This is a genomic window from Aureimonas ureilytica (genome assembly GCF_001475935.1).
In the GTDB taxonomy this organism is placed as follows: domain Bacteria; phylum Pseudomonadota; class Alphaproteobacteria; order Rhizobiales; family Rhizobiaceae; genus Aureimonas; species Aureimonas ureilytica_A.
Genome location: NZ_LDQA01000001.1, coordinates 72,824 through 92,210, shown reverse-complemented (window position 1 = coordinate 92,210; position 19,387 = coordinate 72,824). Strand labels below are relative to the sequence as shown.

Below are 19,387 nucleotides of genomic sequence, written 5' to 3'. Positions count from 1 at the left end.
GGATTTGGTCTCCGGACGGCGCGACGATGATTTCCGGCTAACGCCGGAAATCCTGTTGAGAGCCTATGCAGCTGGCATCTTCCCCATGGCGGAAGATGCCAACGACGATTCGATCTATTGGGTCGATCCCACCATGCGCGGCATCCTGCCCTTGGATGGGTTCCACGTCCCGCGCAGCTTGATCAAGACGATCAAACGACAGCCGTTCGATGTTCGGGTCGACACGGCTTTTGCGGCTGTTGTGGATGGGTGCGCTGAGCCTGCGCCCGGTCGCGAGCATACCTGGATCAACGCCCAGATTCGCGACCTCTATCTCTCGCTACACGCAATGGGATATGCGCATTGCGTCGAAGCTTGGATGGATGGCCAGCTGATGGGCGGGCTTTACGGCGTCAGCCTCGGCGGCGCCTTCTTCGGCGAGAGCATGTTCTCCCGCTGCACCGATGCTTCGAAAGTCCCGCTCGTCTATCTCTGGGATCGTCTAAGGCGCGGCGGCTATACGCTGCTCGACACGCAATTCATCACCGCGCATCTCTCGCGCTTCGGGGCCACCGAAATTCCGCGCGCGGATTATCGTCTCATGTTGGACGAAGCGCTGGAACGCAACGCGACCTTCTATCCGGCCGGCGCTGGAACGATGGACTCTGTTTTGCAATCTTTGAGCCAGACGTCGTAGACAGGATGCTCGACCGCGTTGAGACCGGGCGAGTCCGCAAACATCCAGCCGGAAAAGATCCGCCTGATCTGTCGATCCAGCGTGATCTCGTCCACTTCCACGAAACTGTCGGTTTTCGGCGCTTCGTTCTGCGAGCGCGTGTAGCAGGCGCGTGGCGTCACCTGTAGCGTGCCGAACTGCACCGTCTCATTCACATAGACGTCGAAGGTCGTGATACGGCCGGTGATCTTGTCGAGCCCCGAAAACACCGCCACTTTGTTGGCGATGCGTTCAGCCGATGCCGGTGCGGGCAGCAGCGCCAACGTAAGGAGACCAGTCGATAGGAGCCGGCCCAGAATGCGCGATGTCATGAGGTCCTTCAGCCCAATCAGGGCTGCCACGCATCGTAATCGCCCGACACGCGCGGACGTTCGGCGGTATTGAGAAGCGAGCCCTTGGGGCGATAGGCGCGGCCGGTGCCTGTCAGATTTTCCTGATGCGGCTGCTCCCACCCATGCGCGCGGTAATCTTCCTTGGAAGGCGGGGTATCGACGCGATGATGCATCCAACCGTGCCAACCCGGCCCGATAGACGTCGGCTCAGCCGCTCCCTTGTAGATCACCCAGCGGCGTTGGCCGTCGGCCGTCTGGTAGAAGCGGTTGCCCCGTTCATCCTCGCCGACCGGCTGGCCGAAGCGCCACGTATAGAAACGTGTGCCGATCGTCTGGCCGTTCCACCAGGTGAAGATCTGTAGGAGCAGAGGGTTCACTTTACTCATCGGGCTCGTTCCTCGCATCGGCAAGGGTTATGATCGCGTGCGAATGGATTGTCCATCGCAAACCGGGCTTACTCCAGGCCGAGCTTGGCCTTGACCAGATCGTTGACGGCCTGCGGATTGGCTTTGCCGCCCATGGCGCGCATCACCTGCCCGACGAACCAGCCGGCGAGGGTCGGCTTGGCCTGCGCCTGCGCCACCTTGTCCGGGTTGGCAGCGATGATGTCGTCCACGGCCTTCTCGATGGCGCCGGTGTCCGTGACCTGCTTCATGCCGCGGCTTTCCACCAGCTCGCGCGGGTCGCCGCCCTCGTTCCAAACGATTTCGAAGAGATCCTTGGCGATCTTGCCCGAGATGACCTCCTCGCGGATGAGATCGAGAATGGCGCCGAGTTGCTCGGCGGAAACGGGCGTGTCCTCGATCGTCTTACCGGACTTGTTCAGCGCGCCCAGAAGATCGTTGATAACCCAGTTAGCCGCCTGCTTCGCGTCGCGGCCTGCCGCCGTCTTTTCGAAGAAGTCGGCGATCGCCTTTTCGGAAACGAGGATCGACGCGTCGTAGGCCGACAGGCCCGCCACGTCCATCAAGCGCTGGCGCTTGTCATCGGGAAGCTCCGGCAGCTCCGCCCTCAGTGCCTCGACGAAGGAAGCATCGAACTCGAGTGGCAGGAGGTCCGGGTCGGGAAAATAGCGATAGTCATGCGCGTCTTCCTTGGAGCGCATGGCCCGCGTTTCGCCCTTCACGGGGTCGAAGAGCCGTGTTTCCTGATCGACCGTGCCGCCATCCTCGATCAGCGCGATCTGACGACGCGCTTCGGACTCGATGGCCTGCCCCACGAAACGGATCGAGTTCACATTCTTGATTTCGCAGCGCGTTCCGAATTCGCCGCCCGGCCGGCGAACCGACACGTTGACGTCGGCGCGCATCGAGCCTTCGTCCATGTTACCGTCGCACGTGCCGAGATAGCGCAGGATCGTGCGCAGCTTGGTCAGATAGGCCTTCGCCTCATCGGCCGAGCGCATGTCCGGCTTGGAGACGATCTCCATCAGCGCGACGCCGGACCGGTTCAGGTCCACGAAAGACATGGTCGGATGCTGGTCATGCAATGACTTGCCGGCATCCTGTTCCAGATGCAGGCGCTCGACGCCGACTTCGAGATCCTCGAACTGGCCCTTGGAGTCCGGCCCGACCGAGACGATGACATTGCCCTCGCCGACGATCGGATCCTTGAACTGCGAGATCTGATAGCCCTGCGGCAGGTCGGGGTAGAAATAGTTCTTGCGATCGAAGACCGAGCGATTGTTGATCGCCGCCTTCAGACCGAGACCCGTGCGCACGGCCTGGCGAACGCACTCCTCGTTGATGACCGGGAGCATGCCCGGCATCGCCGCATCGACCAGCGACACGTTGTCGTTGGGCTCGGAGCCGAACTGGGTGCTCGCGCCCGAAAACAGCTTGGCTTCGGACAGGACCTGCGCATGAACTTCCATGCCGATGACGATTTCCCAGTCTCCGGTGAGGCCGGAGATGAACTTTCGCGGATCGGGCGTGCGGGTATCGACGAGGGTCATGGGCGAACTCGGATCAGAATATCAGCGGCAGCGGCGAACGAGAGGGGGCGAGAGCTTACCACCAGCGCTTCGGCTCAAAGCGGCCAGCAGCCTTTTCGATGGCGGACGCGGCGGTGAACAGCGTTTCTTCGCCAAAGGGGCGTCCAATCAGTTGGAGTCCCAGCGGCGTTCCCTCGCTCGACAGGCCGGCGGGAACGGAAATCGCCGGAAGGCCCGCCAGGTTGACGGTTACCGTGAAGACGTCGTTCAGGTACATGGCGACCGGATCGGCCGCGAGCGTCTGGTCGTTGATGGCGAAGGCTGCGGACGGCGTTGCCGGCGTGAGCAAGGCATCGACACCCGCCTCGAACGCCAGTTCGAAATCCCGCTTGATCAGCGTGCGAACCTTCTGCGCTTGCAGATAATAGGCATCGTAATAGCCGGCAGAGAGAACGTAGGTGCCGATCATGATGCGGCGCTTGACCTCGCGGCCGAAACCCGCAGCGCGAGTCTGCTCATACATATCAGCAATGTCGCGGCCGGGCACGCGGAGGCCGTATCGAACTCCGTCATATCGCGCGAGGTTCGAGGACGCTTCCGCCATGGCAACAATGTAATAGGCCGGCAGAGCATATTTCGTGTGCGGCAGCGAGACTTCCACGATCTCGGCGCCGGCCTCCTTGGCCCAGGCAATACCTTGAGCCCAGAGCGCCTCAATCTCGGCGGGCATTCCGTCGACGCGGTATTCCTTGGGAATACCGATGCGCAGGCCCTTGAGCGAGCGACCGACCGCCGCCTCGTAATCCGGCACAGGAAGATCGACCGATGTCGTGTCCTTCGCATCGACCGACGCCATCGATTTCAAAAGGATTGCGGCATCCCGCACGTCGCGCGCCACCGGCCCGGCCTGATCCAGCGACGACGCATAGGCGACGACGCCCCAGCGCGAGCAACGGCCATAGGTCGGCTTGATCCCGACCGTCGCAGTGAAGGCGGCAGGCTGACGGATGGAGCCGCCCGTATCGGTCGCAGTTGCTCCAGCGCAAAGCCGCGCGGCTACGGCTGCCGACGAGCCACCCGACGATCCACCTGGAACGAGCGCGAGATCGGAGCCGTTGCGGCGCCAGGGATTGATGACGGGACCGTAATAGCTGCTCTCGTTGGACGAGCCCATGGCGAACTCGTCCATATTGAGCTTGCCAAGCATCACCGCGCCCTCCGCCCAGAGATTGGACGTGACGGTGGATTCGTAGCGCGGTTTGAACCCATCCAGAATATGGGAACAGGCTTGCGTGTGCACGCCCTCGGTGGCGAACAGATCCTTCACGCCGAGCGGGATACCTTCGAGGGATCGCGCCTCGCCCTTGGCCAACCGCTCGTCGGCAGCCGCAGCCATCGCGCGTGCCTGATCGGGCGTTGTCGCGACATAGGCATTCAGCGTCGCGTTCGCGGCGTCGATGGCAGAAAGATAAGCGTCCGTCAGTTCGACGGCGGAAAACTGCTTGGCCTTCAGCGCGTCTCGGGCTTCGGCGATCGTAAGGGCGGTGAGATCGGTCATGAGCTCTTGTTCGGTCGGTTCTGCGACTCAGGCTGCGGCAGGGCGCGCGGTGAGCGGCTTCTCATAAAAAACGGAATAAGTGCTTTCCGGGTAATCGGCGAAAGCACCGCAACGCTGGAAACCCGCGCGCTCGTAAACTCTCCAGGCGGCGGGGTGTCGATCGCCGGTTTCGAGTTTCAAAACAGCGATTCCCTCCTGGGCCGCACGCGAGACGATCTCATTCAGAAGAGCGCCGCCAATGCCATGTCCCTGTTCGGCAGGGCGCACATACATCCGCTTCACTTCGGCCAGATGGGCATCGTGGCGCTTCAGCGCTCCGCAGCCGATGGCCTCGCCGTCGCGACGTGCGATCCAAACGGTGGTGGCCCTCTCGGCCATTTCGTCGGCCGTCATGTGAAAACAGAATTCAGGCGGAGTCAGCGCCAGCAGCACCTCGTTGAGTTCCGCGATCAGCGCGCGCACATCATCCTGAAGCGGCGACTCTTCGCGGATTTCAACAAAAGACACGGCTACTCGACCACTTTGGGAACGAGGAAATAATGATCTTCGGTCGCGGGCGCGTTGGCCACGATGTCATCGGACTTGCGACCGTCGGTCACCGCGTCCTGCCGCTTCTTCATCTGCATGGGAATGACGGAGGTCATCGGCGCGATGCCCGTGACATCCACCTCGCGCAGCTGCTCAACGAAGCCGAGAATGGCGTTCAGCTCGCCTTCCATCGTCGCGACGTCTTCGTCGCTGACGGCAATGCGCGCGAGGCGCGCGACACGGCGAACGGTGGCGGTATCGACAGACATTGGACCTCTTGAAGCGGAGAGCTTGCGTCCAACGCTATATCGGGAGGGCCGGCGCGACGCAATGTCGGCCGACCCAGGGGTGTTAGATCACAGTGGCGTCAGATGTCGAAGGGAACGCCGATCTCCGGCAGACGAACCTGACTCGCCTCGTCTTCCATCGCTTCGATGAACGCATCCGGGCTGGGGTCGAGGATCGGCATCGTGCCCCAATGCAGCGGGATGATCGTCTCGAAGTTGAAATAGCGTCGGCAGGCGAGCGCTGCGACCGCAGCGCCCATCGTCAGACGATCACCGATCGGCACCAGCCCGATCCGAGGATGGTGCAGTTCCTCGATCAGGGCCATGTCGCCGAAGATGTCGGTGTCGCCCATATGATAGACGCTTTGACCATCGGCGAAGTGCAGCACCAACCCGTTCGGCATCCCAAGATAGGTGATGCGTCCATTCTCTTCGATCGAAGCCGACGAATGGAACGCCTGGGTCAGCGTCACCGAAAAATCGCCGAACTTCACGGTGCCGCCCGTATTGGCCGGCTCGATCGTCTCGACGCCCTTCGATTTCAGCCACTGGACCAGCTCGAAAGTTCCGACGACTTTGGCTCCCGTCCGCTTGGCAATCTCGATCGTGTCGCCCACGTGATCGGAATGACCATGCGAGAGCAGGATATGCGTCACGCCTTCGGTCGCGTGAGTGACGTCACCTTTGAAATGCGGATTGCCGGTCAGAAACGGGTCAATCAGAATCACCGACTCGCCGGTTTCGATCCGAAAGGCCGAATGGCCGAAATAGGTCATCTTCATGTTATGGGTCTCCGTCGCCTCGCCGATGCCGCTCGGCCGGGGATCGTGTTCGCGGGCGATTAGGTAGCGCGCTCGGTATCAGGTCAAGGAGAAGCCGGTGGCATTGGTAGGCATCGAAGAGCTGAATACGCTGGTCGGTGAAGGCCGGACCTTGGCCGGGCTGGATCTCGGTACCAAGACCATCGGCCTTTCGGTCTCCGACCTCAGCTGGCGATTCGCCTCGCCCCGCCCGGTCATCCGCCGCGTCAAATTCGGGATCGACGCCGCAGCCCTTCGCAAGCTTTTGGACGAAGCCGAGTGCGGCGGCGTCATCATCGGCCTGCCCCTCAACATGGATGGGAGCGAGGGTCCGCGTGCGCAATCGACCCGCGCCTTCGTGCGAAACTACACACAACTCGACGCCCGCCCCATTGCATTCTGGGACGAGCGTCTGTCCACGGTCGCCGCGGAGCGCGGCATGTTGGAAATGGATGTGTCGCGGGCGAAGCGGGCAGAGCGAATCGACTCGGCCGCCGCGTCGTTCATTCTTCAGGGCGCGCTCGACAGGCTCTCCGCACTGGCCGCGCGGGCCGAAGACGAGAGTTTCGAATAGGCCTGCATGACGAGGGCTTGGATGCGCTTGCGACGACGCAGAGCATAAAGGCCGAGTACGATCGCACTATCCACGATCAGCGCGCGAACCACCAGCGGAGGAAGCTCTTCGGCCGGAATCCCAAGCGTCTGCGCGTAGATCGAGAAAACGAGATCGTAGAAATCCCGCGTCAGGAAAAAGAGGCCGAAGCTCAGATCGCGCGAGGCCAGCACCAGCCAGGTGACAAGGATTGCGATCGGCGTGAACCAGAGGCTGAGAAGCCAGCGCATCAGCCGCGATCCTTCTCGTGCGATCCGCCGATGGCCGAGCGATGATCCGATGGCCGCTCCAAGGCTGCGAGAGCCTTGCGGAACGCCATATCGTCATCCGCATCGTCCCGGATCGCGACGGCATGGTCGAACACCAGGGCCACGGCACTGAGGAAGAGGGCCCAGAAGGCCAGGTCCACCCGATCGAACACATGGGAGAAGGGTGCGCCGAAAAGATAGGCGGCGACAACGGTCGCCGACGCCAGACCGATCGAACCGAAGGCGAACGCCTCGCCCCGCCTTGCAATACGCACGTTGCTGGAGCGCAGGAAGGCCAAGGTGGCGGCCATGACGCCCGCCGCGCTCAACGCCACGAGGGCGACGAAAGCGGACTGTGCCACGGTCGCGCCGGCCGCGGGCTCCAGCGGTTGGGAGCCGATATGGTCGATGCCGGCCAGATGGGCGAGCTCCGACAGGCCGGTGACGGCGTAGAACCCCAGCCACAGACTCAATGCGAAACTGGAAGCGACCTTGGTCATCCTGCGGCTCCTATCGTTAGCGCTTTCTTAACGAAGTTAGTCCCGCACTCGTTCGTTGGACGCAAACGAAAGACATTGTTAGGGTTAACGGCCACGCCTGCGAGCCGCTTTCGCTTGTGGCCGCGAGGGCTTTCTCCTATAGGCGGATCTCGACATGTCAGCGCCCTCGCCCACTCCGCTCGCCCGTCGACATCTTCTCGGCATTGCCGGGTTGTCGCTCCCCGATATTCACCAGCTCATGGATCTTGCAGAAAGCGAGATCGCGGTGAGCCTTGGCCGGGACAAGAAAAAGTCCGCCCTTCGCGGGCGGACCCAGATCAACCTCTTCTTCGAAGCCTCGACGCGCACTCAGGCGTCCTTCGAGCTGGCCGGAAAGCGGCTCGGCGCCGATGTCATGAACATGGCGGTCGCCAACTCGTCGGTGAAGAAGGGCGAAACACTCATCGACACGGCGATGACGCTGAACGCCATGCGTCCGGACCTTCTTGTCGTCCGGCATCACGCGGCCGGCGCTGTAGCGCTTCTCGCGCAGAAGGTCGGCTGCTCGGTGGTGAATGCCGGCGACGGCGCGCACGAGCATCCGACTCAGGCCCTTCTCGACGCCCTCACCATTCGACGCCGCAAAGGCCGGGTGGCGCGGCTCGTCGTCGCGATCTGCGGCGATGTTCTGCACAGCCGAGTGGCCCGCTCCAACATCCTTCTCCTGAATGCCCTCGGGGCGGATGTCCGGGTCGTCGCGCCCTCGACGCTGCTGCCGGCCGGGATCGAGCAGATGGGCGTCACGGTCTTCCGAAACATGGAAGACGGATTGAAGGGGGCCGATGTCGTGATGATGCTGCGGCTTCAGCGCGAGCGGATGGAAGGTTCCTTCGTGCCTTCGGTGCGCGAATATTTTCGCTTTTTCGGCCTCGATGCGCAGAAGCTCTCGTACGCCAAGCCGGACGCGCTCGTCATGCATCCCGGCCCGATGAATCGCGGCGTCGAGATCGCCTCCGATATTGCCGACGGTCCGCAGAGCGTCATCGAGGAACAGGTCGAGATGGGCGTCGCCGTGCGCATGGCCGTCATGGAATGGCTGGTCGGAGACCATGCGGAGATGCGCGCATGAAAGCGGACACTCATCCTCCCCTGGTTGTCGAAAACGCTAGGATATTCGACCCCTCCCGAGGGATTGACGAGATCGGCACACTGATTGCCGAAGACGGCGTCATCCGCGCCGCCGGCGCTTCTGCACGCCAGCAAGGCCGCCCCGAAGGCGCCCAGATCATCGACGCCAAGGGCCTGCTGCTGATTCCCGGCGTCGTGGACGCGCGCGTCTTCATGGGCGAGCCCGGCGGAGAGCACCGCGAGACCATCCGCTCGGTCTCGCGCGCGGCTGCCGCCGGGGGCGTCACGTCCATTCTCACCATGCCCGACACCGATCCGGTGATCGACGACGTGGCGCTGGCGCAATTCGTCAGCCGCACGGCGCGCGAAACGGCCATCGTCAACGTCTTTCCGTCCGCCGCCCTCACAAAGGGCCTGCTCGGCAAGGAGATGACGGAGATCGGCGTCCTGACGCAGGCCGGTGTTCCCGCCTTCACCGAAGGGCGCAAGACCCTGCACGATCCCGCGCTGATCCGCCGGATCATGACCTATATCCGGGATTTCGACGCTCTCTTCATGCACGAGACGCAGGATGCCGACCTGACCGGCTCCGGTGTCATGAACGAAGGCCTCCTCGCCTCCTGGCTCGGCCTTCCCGGTATTCCGCGCGAGGCGGAGATCATTCCGCTTGAGCGCGATTTGAGACTGGCGGCCCTGACGCGCTGCCGATACCACGCGGCCAAACTCTCGACCGCTTTGTCCCTTGACGTTCTGCGCCGCGCCAAAGCCGAGAACCCGCTCGTGACGGCGGGCGTCTCGATCAATTCGCTGTCGCTCAACGAAAACGACATCGGCGAATACCGAACCTTCTTCCGCCTGTCCCCGCCGCTGCGCTCCGAAGACGACCGTCAGGCGATGATCGAAGGGATCGCGGACGGTGCCCTGGACATTATCGTTTCCTCCCACGATCCGCAGGACGCCGACGGGAAACGTCGCCCGTTCTCGGAAGCGGAGGCGGGCTCGGTCGGTCTCGAGACGCTGTTGCCGGCCGCGCTGCGCCTGTATCATTCGGGCCGCGTGTCGCTCTCGCGCGTGGTAGAGTGCCTTACCTCGGCGCCCGCCGCACTCCTGAAGCTCGATCGTGGAACGTTGCTCCCCGGCCGGCCGGCGGATTTCACCTTGGTGGATCTCGATGCGCCCTTTATTTTTGACAAGTCGCGAATCCGTTCGCGCTCGAAAAACTCGGCCTTCGAGAATGCGCGCTTCCAAGGCGAAGTGATGCGAACGGTCGTCGCGGGTCGAACCGTGTTCGATGCAACCGCCGGAACGGTGTGAGGATCGATATGACCTGGGACCATAGCGATCCAACGGCGGTCATCGTCTTTCTGATCCTCGGCTATCTCTGCGGAACGATCGCCTTCGGGCTAATCCTCACCAAGCTCTTCGGATTGGGGGACCTGCGCTCCATCGGCTCGGGCAATATCGGCGCGACCAATGTCCTGCGCACGGGCAACAAGAAGGTCGCGGCGATGACGCTGCTCGGCGACCTTCTGAAGGCCACGGTGCCGATCTGGGTGGCCTGGAAATGGGGCGCGCCTGCCGCAGCCGCTGCAGGCTTCGGCGCCTTTCTGGGGCATCTCTTTCCGATCTGGCTCGGCTTCAAGGGCGGCAAGGGTGTAGCGACCTATATCGGCGTTCTCTTGGGCTTCGCGCCGATCGGCGTTCTGGTCTTTGCCGCCGCCTGGCTCGGCATGGCCAAGATCTTCCGCTACTCCTCTCTCGCCGCGCTGACCGCAACGCTCCTGGTACCCATGGTCTATCTCATCATCGGCAACAGCATGGCCGCAGCCTTGACGACCGTCCTCACCGTGTTGGTCTATCTCAAGCATATCCCGAATATCCGACGGCTCCTCGCGGGCACGGAAAGCCGGATCGGGTCGAAAGGCTGATGAATCCCACAGGCGGGCGTGAGGGCATTTCCGACAGCGAGCGCCTCGCCCGTCTGCGGCTGATCCGCAGCGAAAACATTGGGCCCGTAACCTATCATGGGCTCCTGCGCCGCTTCGGCACGGCGCAAGCCGCCCTCCCGGAGATCCCCGCCCTCGCGGCGAAGGGGGGAAAGCGCCGCATCCAGCTTTGCGACCCGGGTACCGCCGAAGCGGAACTTGCGCGTTTGGCCCGCTTCGGCGCGCGACTGATCTGCCACGACGAGCCAGATTTCTCGCCGGCCCTGCGCGCCGCCGAAGGCTCGCCGCCACTTATCTCCGTGATGGGCGATGCCGCTCGCCTCACCCAACCTGGCGTCGCAATCGTTGGGTCGCGCAACGCCTCCGCCGCCGGGGCGCGGCTCACGCGCATGTTCGCCTCGGAACTTGGCGAGGCCGGCTACGTCGTGACCTCCGGCCTTGCGCGCGGCATCGATACGGTCGCCCATGAGGCGGCTCTGGCCCGCGGCACGGTCGGCATTTTCGCGGGCGGACTCGACCGCCCCTATCCGCCGCAGAACAAGCCTCTGATGCGCCGGATCGTGGATGAGGGCGGTTGTCTTGCGACGGAAATGCCGTTCGGCTGGGAGCCACGCGCCGTAGACTTTCCCCGGCGCAATCGCATCGTCGTAGGCCTCTCCCTGGCTGTTCTGGTGGTGGAAGCGTCTCTGCGGTCGGGCTCGCTGATCAGCGCGCGTCTCGGCGGCGAGCTGGGCCGCCTTGTCTTCGCCGTCCCCGGCTCACCACTCGAACCGCGTTCGGCCGGCACCAACGCGCTTTTGAAGGACGGCGCGCAACTCGCCACGGAAACGGCGGACCTGCTTCAGGCGCTCGAGCCGATGGCGCGCTGCTCTTCATCTATTCGAGAGGCGCTCCATCCCGACGAGCTGAGCGACCCGGATGAGGCGAATGCAGACGAGCGAGCACGTATTCTCCGCTCGCTCGGGGTCGCTCCCGTGTCTCTCGACGATCTGATCCTCCACAGCTCCGTATCGCCGTCGACGGTCCATATGACGCTTCTGGAACTCGAACTCGCCGGGCGCCTGGAGCGTCATTCGGGCGGGCGAATCTCGCTTCTTCCTTGACACCGGCCTGACACGAAGCTCGCCTGTTGCAGCCGATGGGTTGACCCACGCGGCTCGGCTGTCCATGTGAACAAAGCGATATTACGGCGCGTCGGCACCGGCCGGCCGCCCTTTCCGGGACGTGCACATGGAAGTGGTCATCGTCGAATCGCCTGCAAAAGCGAAGACGATCAATAAATATCTGGGCAGCAACTACACGGTGCTGGCCTCCTTCGGGCACGTTCGGGATCTCCCGGCGAAAGACGGCTCCGTGCGCCCGGACGAAGACTTCTCCATGGACTGGGAGGTCGACAAGCCTTCGCAGAAGCGCCTTACCGAGATCGCCCAGGCCGTGAAAAACGCCGACGCCTTGATTCTCGCGACCGACCCGGATCGCGAAGGAGAAGCGATTTCCTGGCATGTGCTCGAAGTTCTGCGCCAGAAGAAGGTTCTGAAGGACAAGCCCGTCAGCCGCGTCGTCTTCAACGCCATCACCAAGAAGGCGGTGCTCGACGCGATGGCCAATCCGCGCGAGATCGACGCGCCACTGGTGGACGCCTATCTGGCGCGCCGGGCGCTCGACTATCTCGTCGGCTTTAACTTGTCGCCCGTTCTCTGGCGCAAGCTGCCGGGCGCGCGCTCGGCGGGCCGCGTCCAGTCCGTCGCGCTACGTCTTGTCTGCGACCGTGAAAGTGAAATCGAGCGCTTCAACTCCGAGGAATATTGGCAGATCGCTGCCAAGCTCGCGACGCCGCGCGGTGATGATTTCGAGGCCCGCCTGACCGGCTTCGAGGGCGAGCGCCTCCAGCGCCTTTCGATCAACAACGAAGCGCGCGCTTTCGCCATTCGCGACATGCTGAACGGAGCCTCGTTCCGGGCTGTGAGCGTCGAGGCCAAGCCGACCAAGCGCAACCCTTCGCCTCCCTTCACCACGTCGAGCCTCCAGCAGGCGGCTTCGGCCAAGCTCGGCTTCGGCGCGTCCCGCACGATGCAGATTGCGCAGCGCCTGTACGAGGGCATGGACATCGGCGGCGAGACGGTCGGTCTCATCACTTATATGCGAACCGACGGCGTGCAGATGGCGCCTGAAGCCATCGATGCTGCCCGCTCTGCGATTGCGGAGACCTTCGGCGCGCGCTACGTGCCGGAGAAGCCGCGTGCTTATTCGACCAAGGCCAAGAACGCGCAGGAAGCACACGAAGCGATCCGCCCCACCAGCTTTATGCGCCATCCCAAGGACATGGAGCGCTTTCTCGATCGTGATCAGGCACGGCTCTATGACCTGATCTGGAAGCGCGCCATCGCCAGCCAGATGGCGTCCGCCGAGATCGAGCGCACGACGGCCGAGATCGTGGCGGAGAACGGTGGTCAGAAGGCGCAACTGCGCGCCACAGGCTCCGTCATCCGCTTCGAAGGCTTCATCGGCGCCTATCAGGATCATCGCGACGACTCGAAGACGACGATCGAACAAGAGTCGGATGACGATGATTCCGCTCGCCTGCCGGAAATCACGGCGCAGGACCCGCTGAAGAAGCTCTCGATCGACCCGAGCCAGCACTTCACCGAACCCCCGCCGCGCTTCTCCGAAGCCTCGCTTATCAAGCGGATGGAAGAACTCGGGATCGGTCGCCCGTCGACCTATGCCGCAACGCTTCAGACGCTGCAGGACCGTCAATATATCGTGCAGGACAAGCGCAAGCTTCTGCCCGATTCCAAGGGGCGGCTCGTCACCGCCTTCCTGCACAATTTCTTCGAGAAGTATGTCGAGTACGATTTCACGGCCGACCTCGAAGGCAAGCTCGACGGCATTTCCTCCGGCGAGTTGTCCTGGAAGGAGGTCCTGCGCGAGTTCTGGAAGGACTTTTCGGCTCAGATAGACGGGACCAAGGAACTCCGAGTCACCGATGTTCTCGATGCGCTGAATGAGGAACTCGCGCCGCTCGTCTTCCCGGATCGCGGCGACGGAACCGACCCGCGCGCCTGTCCGCGATGCGGCAACGGCAAGTTGAGCCTCAAGCTCGGCAAGTTCGGTGCGTTCGTCGGGTGCTCGAATTATCCTGAGTGCGGCTTCACGCGTCAGCTCGGCTCCAATCTTTCGGCCGAGGCGGCAGAGGGCGATGGCGGACTGAACGAGCCGAAGGATCTGGGTGTCGATCCCGAATCCGGCGAACCTGTCACGCTTCGCTCGGGGCGCTTCGGCCCCTATGTCCAGCGCGGCGACGGCAAGGAGGCCAAGCGCTCTTCGCTGCCCAAGGGCTGGCAGGTCGCCGATATCGATTTCGAAAAGGCCCGCCAGCTTCTCTCGCTCCCGCGTGAGGTCGGTTTGCACCCCGAATCCGGCAAACCGATCCTGGCCGGCCTTGGCCGTTACGGCCCCTTCCTCCAGCACGATGGCGCCTATGCCAATCTAGAAACCGTCGAGGACGTTCTGACGATCGGCCTCAACCGCGCCGTGACCGTAATCGCCGAGAAGAAGGAAAAGGGCGGACGTAGCCGCTCGACTCCGGCCGCCTTGGCGACGCTGGGCGAGCATCCCGATTTCGGCGGCACGATCACGGTGCGCGAGGGGCGCTTCGGTCCTTACGTGAATGTCGGCAAGGTGAACGCGACCCTTCCGAAATCGAAGGACCCTGCGTCCGTCACGCTGGAGGAGGCGATTCAGCTTCTGAACGAGCGCGCTGAGAAGTCGGGCAAGACGCCGAAAAAAGCCGCTCCGAAGAAGGCGAGCACGAAGAAGGCTGCTGCCGATGGCGAGGCCGCGGAGAAGCCCAAGCGCGCCACCACGCGCAAGGCCGCACCCAAGACTGCAGATAAAGAGGCGGCGGCACCGAGAGCCGCTGCGCCCAAGACCGAACTGATCAAAGCCAAGAAGGCGACGTAAGGAGTTCCATGGCCAAGCGAGCGATCCCGACCACCGACGAGCGCTCGCTGAGCCGGGAAGCCGTTCTGCGTTTCATCGCGGACAATCCGCAGCGGGCGACGAAACGCGATCTTGCCAAGGCCTTCGGGGTCAAGGGCGCGGCGCGGGTGACGTTGAAGGACATCATCGCCGATCTTCAGTCGGAAGGTCTTCTGGCGGGAACGCGCAAGCAGTTCACCCAGCCAGGTGCCCTCCCGTCCATGACGGTTCTGGAAATCCGAGACCGGGACGATGAAGGCGGTCTCTTGGCCGATCCCGTCGGATGGGACGAGAACGATCTCGGCCCGCGCCCTCGCTTCGCCATTCGTCAGAAGCGCGACCAAGCCGCCATTGCGGGCGTCGGGGATCGCGTCCTCGCGCAGCTCGACTTCGAGGCGCCGGACGGTCCGCTCGCTCATGTCATTCGGCTCTTGGAGCGAAAGACCGCTCGTGCGCTCGGCGTCTTCCGCGCGGCGCCGGGCGGCGGTGGCCGCGTCGAGCCCGTGGAGCGGCGGCAGAGCGAGTATCTGATCGGGGCTGGAGAAACGCGCGGCGCCAAGGACGGCGATCTGGTCGAGGTGGAGCCCTCGTCGCGTGTCAAATCGGGCCTGCCGCTCGGCTCCGTTGCCGAGGTCATCGGCTCCCTCCATACGGAGAAGGCGATCTCCACCATCGCGCTTCACGCGCATTCGATCCCGCACGTGTTTCCCAAATCCGTGCTGGCGGAAGCCGAAGCGGCCGGACCGGCCAGTATGCAGGATCGGGAGGATTGGCGCGCGCTGCCGCTCATCACCATCGATCCGCGGGACGCGAAGGATCACGACGACGCCGTTCATGCGGCTGATGATACCGACCCGTCCAATCCCGGCGGCTTCGTCGTGACCGTCGCGATCGCCGATGTCTCCTGGTATATCCGACCCGGCTCCAAGCTCGACGCCGAAGCCAAGCTGCGCGGCAACTCGGTCTACTTTCCAGACCGAGTGGTTCCGATGCTGCCGGAGCGAATCTCCAACGATCTCTGCTCGCTGCGCGACGGCGTGGATCGCCCTGCCCTCGCCGTCCGCATGATCTTCGATCGCGACGGGCATAAGCGCGATCATCGCTTCCACCGCATCATGATGCGAAGCCATGCCAAGATCGCCTATCAGGATGCTCAAGGGGCGATCGATGGAGCGCCGGATCTCGTCGACCCCACCATTGTCGAGACTGTTCTTCGCCCACTCTGGTCAGCCTACGCGGCTTTGAAGCGGGCTCGAAACCAGCGTGGCCCGCTCGACCTCGACCTGCCGGAGCGCAAAATCCTTTTGAACGCGGCCGGGCGGGTTGATCGGGTCATTCTACCGGAGCGGCTCGATGCGCATAAGCTCATCGAAGAGTTCATGATCCAGGCCAATGTCGCGGCTGCCGAAGTGCTGGAGCAACGCAAACAGGCGTTGATCTACCGCGTGCACGACTCGCCCTCCCTCGCCCGTCTGGAAACGCTTCGGGACTTCCTTCGGACGCTGGACCTGCCTTTGGCCAAGGCCGGCGCGCTGCGGCCCTCGCATTTCAACGGCATTCTCCATGCCGTGAAAGAGACCGAGCACGAGAGCCTTGTGAACGAGGTGATCCTCCGTTCACAAAGCCAAGCCGTCTACGCGCAAGACAATCTCGGGCATTTCGGGCTGAACCTCGCGCGCTACGCGCATTTCACTTCGCCGATCCGACGCTACGCCGATCTGATCGTGCACCGCGCTCTGGTGAAAGCCTTGGGCCTCGGAGACGGCGGCCTGTCCAAGGAGGACGAAGAGCATCTGGAGGAAACGGCCGAAGCCATCAGCCAGGCCGAGCGCCGGGCCATGGCCGCCGAGCGCGACACGATCGACCGTCTGATCGCGCATCATCTGGCCGAGCGGCTGGGCGACCAGTTCACGGGCAAGATTCAGGGTGTCACGAAGTCGGGGCTTTTCGTCCAGTTGCCGACCTTCGGCGCGGACGGCTTCATTCCAATCTCGACGCTCGGCACCGACTATTACCACTATGACGAAGTGGGACATGCCCTGATCGGGGAACGCACCAAGCGCGGCTTCCGGCTGGGCGATACGGTCGAGGTCAAACTGGTCGAGGCGATTCCCCTGGCAGGCTCCATGCGCTTCGAAATGCTGTCCGAAGCCCGCGACTTGCCAGCGACGACCGGCTCCTTCCACAAAGCAGCCCGACGTTCTCATCGCTTGCACAGGCCCGGCCGCCAGCCCAAGATCGCCGGCAAGGGCGGGAGGAAGAAGCGATGAACGTTTCGGATCATCCAGCGGACGATCCTCATCTCGCTGAGGCTGTCGCAGATCTGGGCGAGCCGCGGGATACGCTCCAAGCCATGGCGCGTGGCTTCCTGATGCGCTGCCCTCGCTGCGGACGCGGGCCGCTCTTCCACGGCTTCCTGAAAAGCGTGGACAAGTGTGAGGCCTGCGGCGAGGTGTTCCATCATCACCGTGCCGACGATCTGCCGCCGTATCTCACGATCTTCATCGTCGGCCATCTCGTGGTCGCCCTTTTCATGGGCGTGGAACAGGTGAGCGACCTGCCGCTCTGGGCGCATCTGGCGATCTGGATTCCCGTAACGATCGCCTTGTCGCTGGTGCTCCTGCGCCCGTTAAAAGGCGCGACGATCGGTCTGCAATGGGCCATGCGAATGCATGGTTTCGGAGGCCGATCGGAGGAAAGCGACGCCTGAAAGCTCGGCCCACGAGGCCTGCATCTTGACTTCGCCGCTCCCATGCGTAGTGTCCGCGACGATAAGGAAACGTGGTTTCACGCTTCCGTTCGGTTCTGTCCGCTTCGGCGGTATGGACCAGACACAATCTCTCATGTCCTGCATGCCCCGTGCGACGCCTGCCCGGCCCGCCGTCAGACGCAGGGCCACGATACGCCAGGATGGACGCACAATGGCCAAGGCTACAACGATCAAGATCAAGCTGCTCAGCACGGCTGACACGGGCTTCTTCTACGTCACGACGAAGAACAGCCGTACGATGACCGACAAGATGGTCAAGACGAAGTACGATCCGGTTGCTCGCAAGCATGTCGAGTTCCGCGAGACCAAGATCAAGTAAGATCTGTCTCATAGACTGACGATGCGCCGCTCCCTTTCGGGGCGGCGTTTTCGTTTGTGCCTTGCAGCACGACGACACACCGCATGATACGCTTGCGTCGCAGTCGTTCCAATTAGGGGTTGGGGATGGGACGCGCGCGCGGCTCGAAAGTGGTCGGCCGACTGCCGATCGCGGCACGAGGATACCGCATATGACCAGCTGCCGACCGACCGCCCCACGGGACCCAGGAGATGCGGCGGACCTGAGCATTCCATGGGGGAACCAGAGATCAGGCTTTCGCCTGTCTATTGATATCGCCCTGCTTCGTAGACTTGCCGAGAATCGGCAGGGAATCAATCCAGAAGCTGAAAATTGATCTTGATCTATTCAGGAATGGTTAAAGCTGGACCATACTTGTAAGCGTGGACCGGACCACGCGATTGCGGCCTTCCCGCTTGGCTTGGTAAAGGGCCAGATCAGCCCGCTTGAGAAACTCGCGCGGCTCTTCCCCCGCCCACATGGCCAGCCCAAAACTTGCCGTCACGGGGAGCTCCTTGTCTCCCGCACCAAAGGGGCTCGCCGCAATGACCTCACGCAGACGGTCGGCAGCCTGCAACGCCTCATCCTCGCTAAGATCGGGCATGAGGAGCGCAAACTCCTCGCCCCCCATCCGCGCGGCCAAGTCGCTTCCCCGAGAATTGGCGAGGATGTGATGGGCGAACTGCCGCAGCACCTCGTCACCGGCATCGTGGCCGAACGCGTCATTGATGTGTTTGAAGTGGTCGATGTCGAGCATCATGACGCAGAGCGGCCGTCCGCTCTGGCGGGATTGATCGATCAATGGCCTGAGATGGGTGTCGAAGAAGCGCCTGTTGTGCAAGCCCGTCAAAGGGTCGGTGATCGCGAGTTCGAGCGTTGATTGAAAGCTGCGGCGCAGACCTTCATCATAGCGCCGGCGACGCACCTGCGTGCGAATACGGGCCAGAAGCTCGTTCTTGTCGAGCGGCGTCTGGCAGTAGTCATTGGCGCCAAGTTCCAAACCACGCCCCACCCGCGCCTCATCTTCCGGAGCGGCCAACAACAGAATGGGGATTTGCCGCGTCGCTTCCTGAGAGCGCAGCCGCGAACACAGGCGCAGAGGGTCGAACCCGGTCGAGCGCAGGTCGATGATAAAAAGATCCACCGTCTCTGTGGTCTGTACCGCCGCGTCCGGCTCGCTCATCGCGATCAAATTATGCTCGGTGCCGATCAGGCGGGCCAGCCGCTGCGACTGATCCGACGCATCCAGAATGGCGTAGACCCGACCCTTGAGCCCCGAATCGAGAGGGGGAGGGGGCTGGAGCGCCGCCGTCAGCTTCGTGCTCGTCTCGGCACGCATCCGCAGCTCGTCCGTCAACATCTTGAGACGGGTGAGACTTCTGATTCGGGAGAAAAGCGGCAGGCCGCGCACCGGCTTGGTCAGAAAATCGTCGGCGCCAGCTTCCAGCCCTCGGACACGGTCCTGCTGCTGGTCCAGCGCCGTCACGAGCACGACAGGCAGATGCATGGTGCGCGGATCGCTTTTGAGCCGCCGACAAACTTCGAAACCATCCATGCCCGGCATCATCACGTCGAGCAGAACGAGATCGATCATCTCGCGGCCGCATATATCCAGCGCCTCCTGCCCGGACGTCGCGAGGAGAACGTCGTAATATTCTTCCGCCAACTGCGCCTGCATCAGGCGCAAATTGACGGGCATATCATCGACGATCAGAATCCGGGCGGACATGCG

At 63.1% G+C, this 19,387-nt stretch carries 20 protein-coding genes; 10 read left to right on the top strand and 10 right to left on the bottom strand.

Annotated elements, in window-relative coordinates; genetic code table 11:
• Positions 1-4: 4 nt before the first annotated feature.
• The gene (aat, locus tag NS365_RS00430) at positions 5-676 is read left to right on the top strand and encodes a leucyl/phenylalanyl-tRNA--protein transferase (protein WP_244498317.1); all 672 of its coding nucleotides are present in this window, start codon (positions 5-7) and stop codon (positions 674-676) included.
• Here aat and NS365_RS00425 read toward each other — a convergent pair.
• The 7 genes from NS365_RS00425 to NS365_RS00395 all read right to left on the bottom strand — a co-directional run bounded on the left by NS365_RS00425 (position 616) and on the right by NS365_RS00395 (position 6,135).
• A complete protein-coding gene (locus NS365_RS00425; protein WP_058598453.1) occupies positions 616-1,026 on the bottom strand; it encodes a DUF2155 domain-containing protein in 411 nt (136 codons plus the stop codon). The genes aat and NS365_RS00425 overlap by 61 nt on opposite strands.
• A 17-nt stretch (positions 1,027-1,043) precedes the next feature.
• Entirely contained in the window at positions 1,044-1,424 is a 381-nt protein-coding gene (locus NS365_RS00420) for an NADH:ubiquinone oxidoreductase subunit NDUFA12 (RefSeq protein ID WP_244493523.1), read from the bottom strand.
• 77 nt (positions 1,425-1,501) lie between these two features.
• The gene (gene gatB, locus NS365_RS00415) at positions 1,502-3,001 is read right to left on the bottom strand and encodes an Asp-tRNA(Asn)/Glu-tRNA(Gln) amidotransferase subunit GatB (protein WP_058598300.1); all 1,500 of its coding nucleotides are present in this window, start codon (positions 2,999-3,001) and stop codon (positions 1,502-1,504) included.
• Between the two features lie 55 nt (positions 3,002-3,056).
• Complete coding sequence (gene gatA, locus NS365_RS00410; RefSeq protein WP_058598299.1) at positions 3,057-4,538, bottom strand: Asp-tRNA(Asn)/Glu-tRNA(Gln) amidotransferase subunit GatA; 1,482 nt, start codon at positions 4,536-4,538, stop codon at positions 3,057-3,059.
• A 27-nt stretch (positions 4,539-4,565) separates the two neighbouring features.
• Entirely contained in the window at positions 4,566-5,045 is a 480-nt protein-coding gene (locus NS365_RS00405) for a GNAT family N-acetyltransferase (RefSeq protein WP_058598298.1), read from the bottom strand.
• Between the two features lie 2 nt (positions 5,046-5,047).
• Complete coding sequence (gatC, locus tag NS365_RS00400; RefSeq protein ID WP_058598297.1) at positions 5,048-5,335, bottom strand: Asp-tRNA(Asn)/Glu-tRNA(Gln) amidotransferase subunit GatC; 288 nt, start codon at positions 5,333-5,335, stop codon at positions 5,048-5,050.
• A gap of 98 nt (positions 5,336-5,433) precedes the next feature.
• Positions 5,434-6,135, bottom strand: a complete 702-nt coding sequence (locus NS365_RS00395) for a metal-dependent hydrolase (protein ID WP_058598296.1) — start codon at positions 6,133-6,135, stop codon at positions 5,434-5,436.
• A 97-nt stretch (positions 6,136-6,232) separates the two neighbouring features.
• Here NS365_RS00395 and ruvX point away from each other — a divergent pair, with 97 nt between their 5' ends.
• Positions 6,233-6,727 (top strand): Holliday junction resolvase RuvX, encoded by a 495-nt coding sequence (gene ruvX / locus NS365_RS00390; protein ID WP_058598295.1) that lies wholly within the window; start codon positions 6,233-6,235, stop codon positions 6,725-6,727.
• Here the strand turns inward: ruvX and NS365_RS00385 are convergent.
• Positions 6,664-6,996 carry a DUF6105 family protein gene (locus tag NS365_RS00385; RefSeq protein ID WP_058598294.1) on the bottom strand — a complete coding sequence of 111 codons (333 nt, stop codon included), beginning with the start codon at positions 6,994-6,996 and terminating at the stop codon, positions 6,664-6,666. The genes ruvX and NS365_RS00385 overlap by 64 nt on opposite strands.
• Positions 6,996-7,514, bottom strand: coding sequence for a hypothetical protein (locus NS365_RS00380; protein ID WP_058598293.1), 519 nt, complete (start codon positions 7,512-7,514; stop codon positions 6,996-6,998). The genes NS365_RS00385 and NS365_RS00380 overlap by 1 nt, the downstream gene beginning before the upstream one ends.
• A gap of 154 nt (positions 7,515-7,668) precedes the next feature.
• Here NS365_RS00380 and NS365_RS00375 point away from each other — a divergent pair, with 154 nt between their 5' ends.
• From NS365_RS00375 to rpmG, 8 genes are all read left to right on the top strand, one after another.
• On the top strand, positions 7,669-8,622 hold the full coding sequence (locus NS365_RS00375) for an aspartate carbamoyltransferase catalytic subunit (RefSeq protein ID WP_058598292.1): 954 nt from the start codon (positions 7,669-7,671) through the stop codon (positions 8,620-8,622).
• Positions 8,619-9,935, top strand: coding sequence for a dihydroorotase (locus NS365_RS00370; protein WP_058598291.1), 1,317 nt, complete (start codon positions 8,619-8,621; stop codon positions 9,933-9,935). Before NS365_RS00375 ends, NS365_RS00370 begins: the two co-directional genes overlap by 4 nt.
• A gap of 8 nt (positions 9,936-9,943) precedes the next feature.
• A complete protein-coding gene (plsY, locus tag NS365_RS00365; RefSeq protein ID WP_058598290.1) occupies positions 9,944-10,549 on the top strand; it encodes a glycerol-3-phosphate 1-O-acyltransferase PlsY in 606 nt (201 codons plus the stop codon).
• Complete coding sequence (gene dprA, locus NS365_RS00360; protein ID WP_058598289.1) at positions 10,549-11,670, top strand: DNA-processing protein DprA; 1,122 nt, start codon at positions 10,549-10,551, stop codon at positions 11,668-11,670. The genes plsY and dprA overlap by 1 nt, the downstream gene beginning before the upstream one ends.
• Before the next feature lie 127 nt (positions 11,671-11,797).
• Positions 11,798-14,530, top strand: coding sequence for a type I DNA topoisomerase (topA, locus tag NS365_RS00355; RefSeq protein WP_058598288.1), 2,733 nt, complete (start codon positions 11,798-11,800; stop codon positions 14,528-14,530).
• A gap of 8 nt (positions 14,531-14,538) precedes the next feature.
• Positions 14,539-16,818: a ribonuclease R gene (gene rnr / locus NS365_RS00350; RefSeq protein ID WP_058598287.1), complete on the top strand. Its 2,280-nt coding sequence runs from the start codon at positions 14,539-14,541 to the stop codon at positions 16,816-16,818.
• The gene (locus tag NS365_RS00345) at positions 16,815-17,258 is read left to right on the top strand and encodes a DUF983 domain-containing protein (RefSeq protein ID WP_058598286.1); all 444 of its coding nucleotides are present in this window, start codon (positions 16,815-16,817) and stop codon (positions 17,256-17,258) included. Before rnr ends, NS365_RS00345 begins: the two co-directional genes overlap by 4 nt.
• 211 nt (positions 17,259-17,469) lie before the next feature.
• The gene (gene rpmG, locus NS365_RS00340) at positions 17,470-17,637 is read left to right on the top strand and encodes a 50S ribosomal protein L33 (RefSeq protein WP_019995293.1); all 168 of its coding nucleotides are present in this window, start codon (positions 17,470-17,472) and stop codon (positions 17,635-17,637) included.
• Between the two features lie 376 nt (positions 17,638-18,013).
• On the opposite strand, the gene NS365_RS00335 is transcribed toward rpmG, so the two are convergent.
• Positions 18,014-19,384, bottom strand: coding sequence for a PleD family two-component system response regulator (locus NS365_RS00335; protein WP_058598285.1), 1,371 nt, complete (start codon positions 19,382-19,384; stop codon positions 18,014-18,016).
• Positions 19,385-19,387 lie beyond the last annotated feature (3 nt).